Genomic DNA, 10,920 nt, shown 5'->3' with positions numbered 1-10,920 from the left:
CTTCGCCCTGCCGTTTCTGATGAGAGAAACGCTACGTTGCATTTGATGATCCGACAACGGCTTCGTTGCGCATGAACCGCATAACTGCAGCTAGTTGGCGATAAATTGTTGCGTCGGCCTCGACGATAATGCAACGATCCCCGGGGGGGTTGTTGCAATGATATCGAGGTGAACGCTACTCGGTGGGGCGCGTGGGGCGCGTGGGGCGTGGGTCGACCCGGGAGCCGGGGCTTGGGACTCTCTTGGGGTTCGGCGCCGGCTCGACCGGGCGTCAGGGGCCTGCCGGGAGGGTGGGTTCCGGTCGGACCGTGACCCCGGGCGGCGGCCTTGGCGTGATGGCGCGAGGATGCCGGGTGGAGTCAAGTGCACTGCGCAGCCGGTAAGTTGGTAGGTCGGGCGGGGTGGGAGGCGCCTGCCGCCCGGGTCGGGCCGCAGGGGGGCTCGAGCTGACTGGACGTCAGATCAATGCGGGGGAACTTCCCGGGGAAGAAGCGCGGGTGGGGCTCGATCGAGCTTTCCCGTGTCCGGTATGCACACGTAGCGTTGAGGCGCTCGGTCATGTCTTCACAAGAGGTCCTCGCGTGCGTCACCGCCGTTCGGGAGCGCTCCCGCGCCGGGCGGCCCGGAGGCCCGAACCACGGGAGCAGCAGTGGATGGTCCGGCGCTTGAGGGGCGCGACCGCGGTGGCGTGCGCTGGGAGGGACTGCAGGCCGAGCGGGGTGCCGGCGGCCGCTACCGCTGGCAGTTGAAGGCGCCCAACGGCCGGGTGGTCGCGATCTCCCCGCCGGTGTACGAGACCTCCGCGGAGGCCGAGCGTGGCTTCGCCGAACTGGTGGCCGTCGGTCCCGTGCTGGTGGCCAGGATCACCCATGTGCGGGAGGGGCTGGGCTGGGTCTGGGTGGTCCCGGGCCCGCGTGGCAACCCGCTGGTGCGCTCGCACCGCGCGTACGAACGCTACGCCACCTGTCAGAGCGCCTTCCGAAGATTCGTGGCCCTGCTCGCGAAGCAGGGCGAAGGGTGGCCGACCGAGCCCGGGGCCGGACGGTGACGGTGGCCGCGGGCCGCCCGCCGCGACTGCTCGCCGTCCAGGGCCCGGACGGCACCGTCGGGTGGTCGCTGAGCGCGGTCAACGGCCGGCAGCTGGGCTGCTCGGTGAAGCTCTTCCGTTCGGAGGAGGAACTCCGTTCGGCCCTGCGCGAGTTGCTGGTGGAGCGGGCGGCGCTGAGGTACCAGCTCGCGCAGGGCGGCCCGCACCTGTGGGTGTGGACGGCCTGTCTGCCGGTCCGGTACAGCCGACCCGGCCGCAAGGTGCTGGACCGGGTCTCGCTGGCGATGCGCGCGGGCGAGGTGACGGCCCTGATCGGCCCCTCCGGCTGCGGCAAGTCCACCTACCTGCGCATCCTCAACCGGATGCACGAGATGGTCCGCGGTGCGGCGCTGGCCGGCGAGGTCCTGCTGGAGGGCGAGGACGTGTACGCGCCGGGGCGGCGCCCGGCGGAGGTCCGGCGCCGGATCGGGATGGTCTTCCAGCGGCCCAACCCGTTCCCCGCGATGTCCATCGCGGACAACGTGGCGAGCGGCCTCAAACTGGCCGGCATCAAGGCCGGCCGCCAGGAGCGCGAACACCTGATCGAGTCCAGCCTGCGCCGGGCCGGGCTGTGGAACGAGGTCAGCGGCCGGCTGCACACCCCCGGCGGGGCGCTCTCCGGCGGCCAGCAGCAGCGGCTGTGCATCGCCCGCTCGCTCGCGGTCTCGCCGGAGATCCTGCTGATGGACGAGCCCTGCTCGGCGCTCGACCCCACCTCCACCCGCCGGGTCGAGGACACCATCGCCGAACTCGGCGGCCGGCTCACCATCGTCATCGTCACCCACAACATGCAGCAGGCCCAGCGCGTCTCGCAGTCCTGCGCGTTCTTCCTGGCCACCCACGACACCCCGGGCCGGGTCGTGGAGGCCGGCCCCACCCGGCAGATCTTCGGCAGCCCGGCCGACCCGCGGACCGCCGACTACGTCAACGGCCGCTTCGGCTGAGGTCCGGGCGCTTGCCCGGCCCCGGGAGGCGGGGTTCGTGCCCTGCCCTGTGCAAGACTGCTGCGATGACCGACAGTGACACGGCCCCCGGCCCCGCCGCCCCGGCGGCCGCGGGCCGGCTCGGGCTCACCATCAAGCGGGCGGAGCAGACCCTGATCGCCCGCAAGACGCAGGCGCTGCGGGAGTTCGACCTCACGGTGCCGCAGTACTCGGTGCTGCTGCTGCTCTCCGGGTCGAGCGGGATGTCCGCCGCGCAGCTCGCCCGGGAGTGCATGGTGACCCCGCAGACCATGTCCACGGTGCTGGCCAACCTGGAGAAGCACGGGCTGATCGCACGCAGCTCCTCCGAGCTGCACCAGAAGGTGGTGGTCAACCGGGCCACCGAGGCCGGCCAGGCGCTGGTACGGCGGGCGGACCGGGCCGCGCTGCGGGTGGAGGGGGCGCTCAGCGGAGAGTTCGCGCCGGACGAGCTGGCGCTGTTCGAGAGTTTCCTGGAGCGGGCCGTGCGGGTCCTGGGCGAGCTGGCCTGACCGGGCGGGCCTTGATGCCGGTCCCAACACGCCGAGGCCCGCTCGGCACCGTGCCAAGCGCCGGTCGGCGGCGGATACTGGCGACATGCCCCAGAACCCTGAGAGCCCCGAATTCCCGGAGGACTTCGACGAGGAATCGCCGGTGGTCGTCGAGGCGGACGACGAGGAACGCGAGGTGGACGGCCACCTCGGCGACGACCTCGAAGTGCTGCGCGAGCGCCGCGCACTGGGCGCGGGGGACTCCGACGACGGTGACGCGGTCGAGCAGACCCGCGAGGTCGACCTCGACGAGGACGAGTACCGGGTCTGACCGGCCGGCCCCGCGGAACCGGGCGGGGCGGCGGCGCGCTCAGAGCGCCTTGCGCCGCTGCAGCCAGGCGAACGCCGCCCACCCGGGCAGCATCGGCAGGACGAAGGTGAGCAGCCGGTACAGCACGACCACGGCCAGTGCCGTGCCGTCGTCCATCCCGCCGACGCTGGCCAGCAGCTGCTGCAGCGCCGTCTCGACGCCGCCGACGCCGCCGGGGGTCGGCACCGCCGAGCCCACCGCGTTGCCGGTCATCAGGGTGAAGCCGACCGCCGAGTAGCCAGGTACCTGCCCGATCGCCCGGGCGCAGCAGTACAGGCACGTCACGAAGGCCATCGAGACCAGCAGCTGCCCGGCCACGCCGGCGGCCAGCTTGCCGGGCTGCTGGAGCAGGTCGAGCAGCCGGGGCAGCACCTCGGCGCGCAGCGGCCGCAGCAGCGCCTGGATCCGCCGGCGCAGGCTCGGGACCGCCATCGCGGCGAGCACCAGCAGGCCGAGCAGCGCCGCGACCATCCCCATCACCACCGGGCTGGGCATCTCGCTCTGCGGGCCGCGGCCGACCACCCAGCCGAACAGGGCGAGCTGCAGCAGGTGCAGCACCATCCCGAGCAGCTGGGCGGCTCCCACGCTGGACAGCGCCTGGGCGGTCGGGATGCCGCTGCGCTGCAGATAGCGGGTGTTCAGGGCGGCGCCGCCGACGGCGGTGGGGGAGACCACCTTCACGAAGGAGCCGGCGATCTGCGCGACCAGGGTGCGCGAGAAGCTCAGCCGCTCGGGGACGAAGCCGATCAGCCCGAGCGCCGCCGCGAGGTGGCTGAGCATCGCCACCGAGGCCGCGGCGGCCAGCCAGAGCGGGTCGGCCCCGGCCAGGACGGTGACCGGGTTGGTGCCCCGGAACAGTTCCTTCAGCAGCAGGAAGCCGGCCAGCATCCCGGCCAGCACGGTGATCAGGGTGCGCGGCCGCAGCCGTTCCAGCCGGACCGGCTCGGCGGGTGCCTGCGGCAGGCTGCGCAGGGCCTCGGCGCGGACCTCGGCGACCAGCCCGGGGTGCTCGCGCAGCGCGGTGCGGGTCTCGCGGGCGAGCGCGATCGGCTGGAGCACCGGCAGCGCGGCGCAGACCGCGGCCGGGCCCAGCGCCGCGGTGGCGGAGTGCACGGCCCGTTCGGGGCCGACCCGCAGGGCGAGCACGGTCAGCAGTCCGGCGAGGTCCAGCCGCAGCAGCAGCTCGCTCGCGGCGATCTCGCCCTCGGCCAGGTCGACCAGGTGGACCGCGCCGTCGGCGTCCACCAGCAGGCTGTGCGGGCCGATGGTGCGGTGCGCGAGCCGGCGGCGGCGCAGCAGCCGCAGCTGCTGCCAGGCGTCGGCCAGGACCTCGTCGGTGAGCTCCTGCTCGGCCAGTTCGGCCAGCGGCCGGGCGGCGAGCCGCGGGTAGGCGACCACGGCGGCGTCCGGGCCGAGCTCGGCGACGGCCACCGGCGCGGGGGTGCGGACGCCGGCGGCGGTCGCCGCGTAGGCGAGCAGGGCCTGGCGTTCCAGGGTGGCGCGCAGCGGACGCAGGCCGAGCGCCGGGGGTGCGGTGCGCAGCCGCAGCAGCTGCCAGATGCGGTGCAGCAGGCCGCTGGCCTGGGCCTGCCGGTCGAGCAGTCGGACCTCGAGTTCGGGGCGGCCGTCGTGCTGGGTGACCAGGTAGCGGCCCGGGCCGGCGTCGCGGACCCGGTCGGGCCGTGCGCCGGCCCGGGCGAGGGTGGTGCGCAGCTGCCGTTCGGTCGGCAGGCTGGTGGGTTCGCCGATCGCGTACCGGGTGCCGTGGGCGACGGTCCAGCCGACCAGCAGGCCGAGCAGCAGGGAGAACGGGGTGGCGTAGCCGGTGAGCAGTCCGGACAGGCCGGCCGAGGTGACGGCGACGGTGAGCGCGGTGCGCCAGCGGGCGTGTCCGACGGTGCCGACGGTGGTCATGAAGGCGAGGACGGGGGCCAGCAGTCCGTACACCGGGTCGGTCCGGCCGGTGCCGCCGGGCGCGGGGTGGGTGAGGGTGTCCAGCCCGCCGGCGGCGAGGTCCAGGGCGAGTGCGAGGCCGAAGGCGATCACGGCGGCGAGGACGCCGTCGGTGACCCGGCGCCGGTCGCCGCGGGCCAGCCGGGCGACTGCGAAGGCGGTCGGGACCAGCAGCAGGGCGGCGGTGCACAGGGCGCCGGCCACCAGGACCGGGGTGTGCGGCAGGAGCTTGGCGCCGATGGTGATGTCGGTGTCCAGGCCGGCGGCGGTGCGCTCGGCGTAGTCGGCGACCAGCAGGGTGAGGCCGATGGCGGCGAGGCCGGCCGGCAGCCGGATCAGCGCGGCGGGGTGCCGTACCCGCAGCGGGTCGCCGGACCTCGGGCCGCGCTGCGCGGGAGGTCCGGCGGCCGAGGTCAGCGCATGATCGTCTGGTATCACCGTGGCCACGCGGCATGCTCCCACACGGGTGTGAGCCCCAGCCGTCCTCCAGGGGGAATGCCAGGGAACAATCAGGGGTGTATAACAGCGGATATCCGGACATACGCGATAGATGCCGCACCCGTGCGGCCGCCCTCCCCGCACCGCGGGGACCGGCGGACGCCGAAGGGAGGTCGACGATGAAGCGATCGACGGCCAAGATGACCAAACTCCGCGAGGGCACCCAGGAGATCCTGGAGCGCCGCGCGATGGCCGCCACCACCGGCCCGCTCGCCCCGCAGCTCCACACCGACACCCCGACCGCCGCCCGGACCGGCCCCTACTTCGGGGACGACACCTTCAGCCACGGCGGCCGCCGCAGCTTCGGCGCCACCGCGCCACCGCCCGGCCAGGCCCACCACGCCGAGCTCCCCGGCCACCGGCACCGCGGCGCGGAGAAGCACTCCGCGCACTGACCCCTCGGCGGGGCGGCCGGTCCGGACACCGGCAGCCGCCCCGCCGGCCTGTGCGGCGGCGGGCGGGAACCGCCTGCACCGGCGGCCGCCCGGGTGCGAGAGTGGTGCGCGACACCGCCGCACACCCAGGGAGCGCCACCATGACGGACAGCCCGCCGATGAAGACCCGCGACCAGTGGCTCGCCTCACTGCCCCGGGTGTACGCCGCCGCCGGCTGCCTGATCACCGACCCGGCCGGCCGGGTGCTGATCGTCAAGGCCGGCTACCGCGAGCACTGGCAGTTCGTCGGCGGCACCGTCGACCGCGGCGAGAACCCCCGGCAGTGCGCGGGCCGCGAACTGCTGGAGGAGACCGGCATCGTCAAGGAGGCCGGCGACCTGCTGGTGGTCGCCTGGACCAACCCGTCCGACGAACTCGACCACCCGGCGGGCCACTTCCTCTTCGACCTCGGCACCATCGCCGCCGACACCCCGGTCACCCTGCCCGCCGGCGAACTCGACGACCACCGCTGGGCCACCGTCGAGGAGGCCCTGGCGCTGCTCGGCCCCGCCCGCTCGCTGCGCCTGGCGGCCGGCCTCGAGGCCCGCGCCGACGGCCGTACCCGCATCCTGACCACCCCCACCTCCGGCTTCTGACCGCCCGCGGCCGGGGGCCGCCGGCCGCGGTGCGCCGGTGCTCAGGCCGGGTTGCGCCAGACGTAGGCGGCCGACACCGGGTGGCTGCGGTACTTCTCCCACTTGGGCTTCAACGCGATCCACTCCTCGTCCACCACCGCCTCGCGCATCTCCGCCAGCTGCCAGCCCGCCGCCAGACCCGCCGAGAGGTGCTCGCTGACCAGGTGGATGTGGGTGGCGATGGCCGTCGGGGCGCCGTCCGCCGCCGTGAAGTGGGTCGGCATGCCGGCCGCCATGATGAAGTACGGGTGCAGGCCGACCAGCACGAACAGGCCGCCCGGGCGGGCCAGCCGCCGGGCCTCCCGGTACAGCGGCCCGAGGTCGGCCAGGTGCTCGTCGACCAGCGAGGAGACCACCAGGTCGTAGCCGGCGCCGGGCAGCCCGGTGGCCGCCAGATCGGCCTCGACCAGCCGGTCGTGGGCACCGCGGGCCCGGGCCCGGTCGAGCATCTGCGGGGTGAGGTCGACCCCGTCGACCGCCGCCACGCCCCGCCCGCGCAGCCAGGCGCCGGTCCGGCCGGTGCCGCAGCCGAGGTCGGCCGCGCGCCGCGCCCCGTCCCAGTGCGGGACCGTGAGCCGGTCGAGCACCGCGAGGTCCATCGCGTCCTGCACGGTCTGCTCGTAGGTCTCGGCCCAGCCGGCGTAGCCGGTCCGGATGTCCACCATCGGATAGTTGCGGCTGTCGAAGTCGGCGAAGTCAACCATGCCGCCAGTGTCATCGGCGCACCCGCCGCACGGCCAACGGTTTACCCGCCGGCCGGCGCTCAGAGCGGGAGTTTGAAACCGTCGTGGCTGCGCGCGAAACCCAACGAGGCGTAGAACCGGTGCGCCCCGGCCCGGTCCTTGCCGCTGGTCAGCTGGACCAGGCCGCAGCCGCGCCGCCGGGCCCGGTCGATCGCCGCCCGCAGCAGCCGGCGCCCGAGCCCCAGGCCGCGCCGGTCGGCCCGCACCCGGACGGCCTCGATCAGCGCCCGTTCCGCCCCGCCGCGGCCGAGCCCGGGGATGTAGGTCAGCTGGAGGCTGCCGAGCACCGTGCCGTCCCCTTCGTCCAGCACCAGGAGCTCGTTGCGCGGGTCCGCCTCGATCGCCGCGAACGCGCTCTCGTACGCTGCCCCGACGGTGATCGCGGACGGGTCGAGGACCGCGTGCTCGTCGGCGAGCAGGGCGAGGATCGCGGGCAGGTCGGGGCGGCTGGCGGTACGCAGGATCACGGCCCGAGTGTAGGCGGGGACGAAGGAGCGTGGAGCGATGGATCCGGTGAGCTACCGCGAGGCCGAGGTGCCGGCCGAACTGCGCGCGCAGGTCTGGGAGTTGCAGGAGCTGGCCTGGCCGACCGGGGAGCCGGACCCCGGGCGCAGCCACGATCCGGCGCTGGACCCGCGCTCGATGCTGCTGCTCGACGGCGGCACCGTGGTCGCCGCCCTCGACCTGCTCGGCAAGGAGATCACCCACGGCGGGCAGGTCTTCCGGGCCCGCGGCCTGTCCGCGGTGGTCACCGACCCGGCGCGGCGCGGGCGGGGCCACGGCGGCCGGCTGGTCGCCGCGGCCCGGGCCGCACTCGGCCCGCTCGGCGCCGACCTCGGGATCTTCACCTGCGACCGGCCGCTGGTGCCGTTCTACGTCCGGGCCGGCTGGCAGCCGCTGCCCGGCACGGTCCTGGTCGGCGGGACGCCCGAGCGTCCCTTCCCCAGCGACCGCGCGGACTTCGACAAGGTCGTGCTGGCCGACTTCGTCACCGCCCACGCCCGCGCCCACCGGGCGTCCTTCACCGGTGCCCGGGTCACGCTGCACCCCGGTGAGATCGACCGGCTGTGGTGACCGGCCCGGCCGGGGGCGGCCGCCGGGCGGTTCAGTCCAGCAACCGGGCCCGGACGGCGGCCAGTTCGGCGGCGGGCAGATAGGCCGCGGGGTCGAACTCCGCCAGCACCTCGCGCAGCGCGGCCTCGGCGGTGGTGCCCGCCTCCCGCAGGATCTGCTCGGTCACCACGCCCTCGTCGGGCCGGCCGAGCATGCCCCACAGCGGGCGCAGGTTCTCGGTGCTCAGCAGGTAGTCGGCGGCGACGGCACCCGGCTTCACCCCGGCCAGCGCCAGCAGCACCAGCGCGGCCAGCCCGGTACGGTCGCGGCCCGCCCCGCAGTGCACCACCACGCCGCCCGGCCGGGCCCCGGCGACGGCGCCGACCAGCGCGGCCACCGCGTGCGGGCAGTCGTCCAGGTACGGCCGGAAGGCCAGCGGCGTGCCGTCCAGCGCACCGAACCGGGCCCACCAGCCGGGCCCGGCCAGCTCGTCCAACGGCACCCGGACCAGGTCCACATCGGCGGGGTGCGGCAGCCGGGGACGGAAGTCCGCCTCGTCCCGCAGGTCGACCACGGTCCGGACGCCGTACGCGTACAGGGCGGCCCAGCCCTCGTCGGTCAGCGAGTCCAGGTTGTCGGCGCGCACCACGGCGCCCCGGCGGGTACGGCGGCCGTCGACCGTGGGCAGCCCACCGAGGTCGCGCACGTTGAGGCAGCCGTCCCAGGCCAGCTGTCGGTCGTCCGTCGTCTCGCTGCGCATGCCGCTGGGTCCCCCGGTGCTCGGTGCCCGGGTGGCCCGTGCCGCCCGGCTGGGTATCAGGACGGCTGACGGACCGTCGGCGGTTCCCCGGCGGCCGACCGCCCGGCCCGGGGCCGGGCCCGGCATCAGCCCGGCCGGGCCTCGAACACCCACAGCGCGCGGCCGAGCGTGTCCAGGCAGCGGACCCGGTCGAAGCGGTCGTCCCCGGCGGACAGGAAGCCCAGCGCGGCCGCCTCCAGCACCTCCCGGGCGACGGGGTCGGCCCGGCTCCATGCGCCGTGCAGCAGCAGGGCGCCGCCGAGCAGTTCGGCCCGGCCGATCCGGGGGACGGCGGCCAGCGCCAGCGCGGCGTTGACCTCCGCCAGTTCGTCCCGGGACAGGTACCCGGCGGCGTCCGGCCCGGCCAGCCGGCGCAGCAGCTCGGGCAGCGCGTAGTGGCGGACGGCGGCCACCGAGTCCTCGACCGCGACCAGCCAGCGCGGCCCCGGCGCGACCTCCCACCAGACCTCCCCGCCGACCGGCAGCAGCTCGCCGATCCCGGCCCGCCAGGCGGGCGGTCCCGCGCCGGCGGACTTCGGGGTGATCGCCAGCCCCAGGGTGTACCGGACGGACCGCCCGCCGTCGGGCCCGGCCGGCTGCGGCCGCGGGGTCCGGACGTCGAGCAGCACCCGGCGGGTGGGGTCCGGCAGGGTGAACGAGTGCGGCCCGCCGGTGAAGCCCAGGGCCCGCAGGGCGGGCGCGAAGTGGTCGCGGATGCCTTCGGCGAAGAGCTGGTGGGCGGTGGTCATCACTGTTCCGTGTTCCGCGGGATGGCAGGGGGCGGGCACGCGGAGGAGTGTGCTCCGTCTACGAAGCTATGCCTCGGGCACCTTTGCGGGCAGCGGGCGAATGGCAGTGGCTGACAGGACCTTCGTCCCCGTCCCATCCGCCGGGTGCGCCCCCGCGTCCGCCCCGGTGCGCCCCGGACCCGGCCGTCACGGCCCCACCGGGATGGCGCATCATGTGGCGGGTGCACAGTGCAGAACACCCCGGGGCGGGCACCGGCGACGGAGCCGGCCGTCCGACCGTCCACGAGCGGGCGCCCGACCGGCGGGCCGACCTGGCGGCAGCCGTCCAGGCCGCCCGGGACGGGGACGAAGCCGCCTTCCGGGTGCTGTTCCGGGCCGTCCAGCCGGGCCTGCTGCGCTACCTCGGGGTGCTGGTCGGCGGCCGGTCGGAGGACGCCGAGGACATCGCCTCCGAGGCCTGGCTGCAGGTCGCCCGCGACCTCGGACGCTTCAGCGGCGACTCCGACGGCTTCCGGGCCTGGGTCGCCACCATCGCCCGCAACCGGGCCATGGACCACCTGCGCCGCCAGCGCCGCCGCCCGGTCGCCGACCTGCCGGTGGAGTACCTGGCCGACCTGGCCGCCGCCGAGGACACCGCCGGCGCCGCCCTGACCACGGTGACCACCGCCGACGCCCTCGCGCTGATCGCCCGGCTGCCCCGCGACCAGGCCGAGGCGGTGCTGCTGCGGGTGGTGCTGGAGCTGGACGCGGAGAGCGCCGCCCGGGTCCTGGGCAAGCGGTCCGGCAGCGTCCGGATGGCCGCCCACCGTGGACTGCGCAGACTCGCCGGACTGCTGGAGGCGGGCGGCGGGGCCGCCGGGGGCCTGCCCGGGAGGGCGGCCGGCGAGCCGCCGGCGGGGGTGCCCGCGGCGGTGGACCGCCGGGCCACGAGAAAGATCTCCCCGCAGGGTGTGACACCGCGAAGAGCCGCGACGCTGAAGGACATGAGATGAGCACCAACCGATCCCGCCGGATCGACCGCGAGACCGCCGAGCAGCTGCTCGCCGGTGCCGGGGCCGACCCGGAGGCCGGTCGGGCCGCCGTCACCGGCCACCCGGCCCTCGCCGGGCTGCTCGCCGCCGCTGCCGCCCCGGCCGCGGACGGCGA

General features: G+C 75.5%; 13 protein-coding genes. 8 read left to right on the top strand and 5 right to left on the bottom strand.

What is annotated here, in order from left to right; all coding sequences use genetic code 11:
- Positions 1 to 688: 688 nt before the first annotated feature.
- From AA75_RS22260 to AA75_RS22245, 4 genes are all read left to right on the top strand, one after another.
- Positions 689 to 1,048 (top strand): YegP family protein, encoded by a 360-nt coding sequence (locus tag AA75_RS22260; protein WP_033821940.1) that lies wholly within the window; start codon positions 689 to 691, stop codon positions 1,046 to 1,048.
- 206 nt (positions 1,049 to 1,254) lie between these two features.
- A complete protein-coding gene (locus AA75_RS22255; protein WP_051813046.1) occupies positions 1,255 to 2,031 on the top strand; it encodes a phosphate ABC transporter ATP-binding protein in 777 nt (258 codons plus the stop codon).
- Positions 2,032 to 2,096: 65 nt separating this feature from the next.
- Complete coding sequence (locus tag AA75_RS22250) at positions 2,097 to 2,561, top strand: MarR family winged helix-turn-helix transcriptional regulator (RefSeq protein ID WP_033821939.1); 465 nt, start codon at positions 2,097 to 2,099, stop codon at positions 2,559 to 2,561.
- A gap of 85 nt (positions 2,562 to 2,646) precedes the next feature.
- The gene (locus AA75_RS22245) at positions 2,647 to 2,871 is read left to right on the top strand and encodes a hypothetical protein (RefSeq protein WP_033821938.1); all 225 of its coding nucleotides are present in this window, start codon (positions 2,647 to 2,649) and stop codon (positions 2,869 to 2,871) included.
- 39 nt (positions 2,872 to 2,910) lie between these two features.
- Here AA75_RS22245 and AA75_RS22240 read toward each other — a convergent pair whose 3' ends face one another.
- The gene (locus AA75_RS22240; RefSeq protein WP_051813044.1) at positions 2,911 to 5,310 is read right to left on the bottom strand and encodes a lysylphosphatidylglycerol synthase transmembrane domain-containing protein; all 2,400 of its coding nucleotides are present in this window, start codon (positions 5,308 to 5,310) and stop codon (positions 2,911 to 2,913) included.
- A 170-nt stretch (positions 5,311 to 5,480) separates the two neighbouring features.
- Between AA75_RS22240 and AA75_RS49620 the strand changes: the two genes are divergently transcribed.
- Complete coding sequence (locus tag AA75_RS49620) at positions 5,481 to 5,756, top strand: hypothetical protein (protein ID WP_033821937.1); 276 nt, start codon at positions 5,481 to 5,483, stop codon at positions 5,754 to 5,756.
- A 140-nt stretch (positions 5,757 to 5,896) separates the two neighbouring features.
- Positions 5,897 to 6,391, top strand: a complete 495-nt coding sequence (locus AA75_RS49615; RefSeq protein ID WP_033821936.1) for an NUDIX hydrolase — start codon at positions 5,897 to 5,899, stop codon at positions 6,389 to 6,391.
- 41 nt (positions 6,392 to 6,432) lie between these two features.
- On the opposite strand, the gene AA75_RS22225 is transcribed toward AA75_RS49615, so the two are convergent.
- Positions 6,433 to 7,134, bottom strand: a complete 702-nt coding sequence (locus AA75_RS22225; RefSeq protein ID WP_033821935.1) for a class I SAM-dependent methyltransferase — start codon at positions 7,132 to 7,134, stop codon at positions 6,433 to 6,435.
- A gap of 59 nt (positions 7,135 to 7,193) precedes the next feature.
- Positions 7,194 to 7,640 carry a GNAT family N-acetyltransferase gene (locus AA75_RS22220; RefSeq protein WP_033821934.1) on the bottom strand — a complete coding sequence of 149 codons (447 nt, stop codon included), beginning with the start codon at positions 7,638 to 7,640 and terminating at the stop codon, positions 7,194 to 7,196.
- A 37-nt stretch (positions 7,641 to 7,677) separates the two neighbouring features.
- On the opposite strand from AA75_RS22220, the gene AA75_RS22215 reads away from it, so the two are divergent.
- Positions 7,678 to 8,247: a GNAT family N-acetyltransferase gene (locus AA75_RS22215; protein ID WP_033821933.1), complete on the top strand. Its 570-nt coding sequence runs from the start codon at positions 7,678 to 7,680 to the stop codon at positions 8,245 to 8,247.
- Between the two features lie 31 nt (positions 8,248 to 8,278).
- Here the strand turns inward: AA75_RS22215 and AA75_RS22210 are convergent, their stop codons facing one another.
- Together AA75_RS22210 and AA75_RS22205 are read right to left on the bottom strand one after the other, a co-directional pair.
- The gene (locus AA75_RS22210) at positions 8,279 to 8,986 is read right to left on the bottom strand and encodes a tyrosine-protein phosphatase (RefSeq protein WP_033821932.1); all 708 of its coding nucleotides are present in this window, start codon (positions 8,984 to 8,986) and stop codon (positions 8,279 to 8,281) included.
- A gap of 125 nt (positions 8,987 to 9,111) precedes the next feature.
- Positions 9,112 to 9,774 carry a hypothetical protein gene (locus AA75_RS22205; RefSeq protein ID WP_033821931.1) on the bottom strand — a complete coding sequence of 221 codons (663 nt, stop codon included), beginning with the start codon at positions 9,772 to 9,774 and terminating at the stop codon, positions 9,112 to 9,114.
- A gap of 212 nt (positions 9,775 to 9,986) precedes the next feature.
- On the opposite strand from AA75_RS22205, the gene AA75_RS22200 reads away from it, so the two are divergent.
- Complete coding sequence (locus tag AA75_RS22200) at positions 9,987 to 10,766, top strand: RNA polymerase sigma factor (RefSeq protein ID WP_082526729.1); 780 nt, start codon at positions 9,987 to 9,989, stop codon at positions 10,764 to 10,766.
- The last annotated feature ends 154 nt before the right edge of the window (positions 10,767 to 10,920 follow it).

Origin of the sequence: Kitasatospora sp. MBT63 (genome assembly GCF_000710465.2) — a bacterium.
GTDB lineage: Bacteria > Actinomycetota > Actinomycetes > Streptomycetales > Streptomycetaceae > Kitasatospora.
Note: the sequence above shows the minus strand (reverse complement) of the source record. Positions and strands in the feature narration are given on the sequence as shown.

What these genes read in the sequence shown, in the direction of transcription:
- AA75_RS22250 (WP_033821939.1), top strand. Translation starts at nt 2,097, where the DNA reads ATGACCGACAGTGACACGGCCCCCGGCCCCGCCGCCCCGGCGGCCGCG.
- AA75_RS22245 (WP_033821938.1), top strand. Translation starts at nt 2,647, where the DNA reads ATGCCCCAGAACCCTGAGAGCCCCGAATTCCCGGAGGACTTCGACGAG.
- AA75_RS49620 (WP_033821937.1), top strand. Translation starts at nt 5,481, where the DNA reads ATGAAGCGATCGACGGCCAAGATGACCAAACTCCGCGAGGGCACCCAG.
- AA75_RS49615 (WP_033821936.1), top strand. Translation starts at nt 5,897, where the DNA reads ATGACGGACAGCCCGCCGATGAAGACCCGCGACCAGTGGCTCGCCTCA.
- AA75_RS22225 (WP_033821935.1), bottom strand. Translation starts at nt 7,134, where the DNA reads ATGGTTGACTTCGCCGACTTCGACAGCCGCAACTATCCGATGGTGGAC.
- AA75_RS22215 (WP_033821933.1), top strand. Translation starts at nt 7,678, where the DNA reads ATGGATCCGGTGAGCTACCGCGAGGCCGAGGTGCCGGCCGAACTGCGC.
- AA75_RS22210 (WP_033821932.1), bottom strand. Translation starts at nt 8,986, where the DNA reads ATGCGCAGCGAGACGACGGACGACCGACAGCTGGCCTGGGACGGCTGC.
- AA75_RS22205 (WP_033821931.1), bottom strand. Translation starts at nt 9,774, where the DNA reads ATGACCACCGCCCACCAGCTCTTCGCCGAAGGCATCCGCGACCACTTC.
- AA75_RS22200 (WP_082526729.1), top strand. Translation starts at nt 9,987, where the DNA reads ATGTGGCGGGTGCACAGTGCAGAACACCCCGGGGCGGGCACCGGCGAC.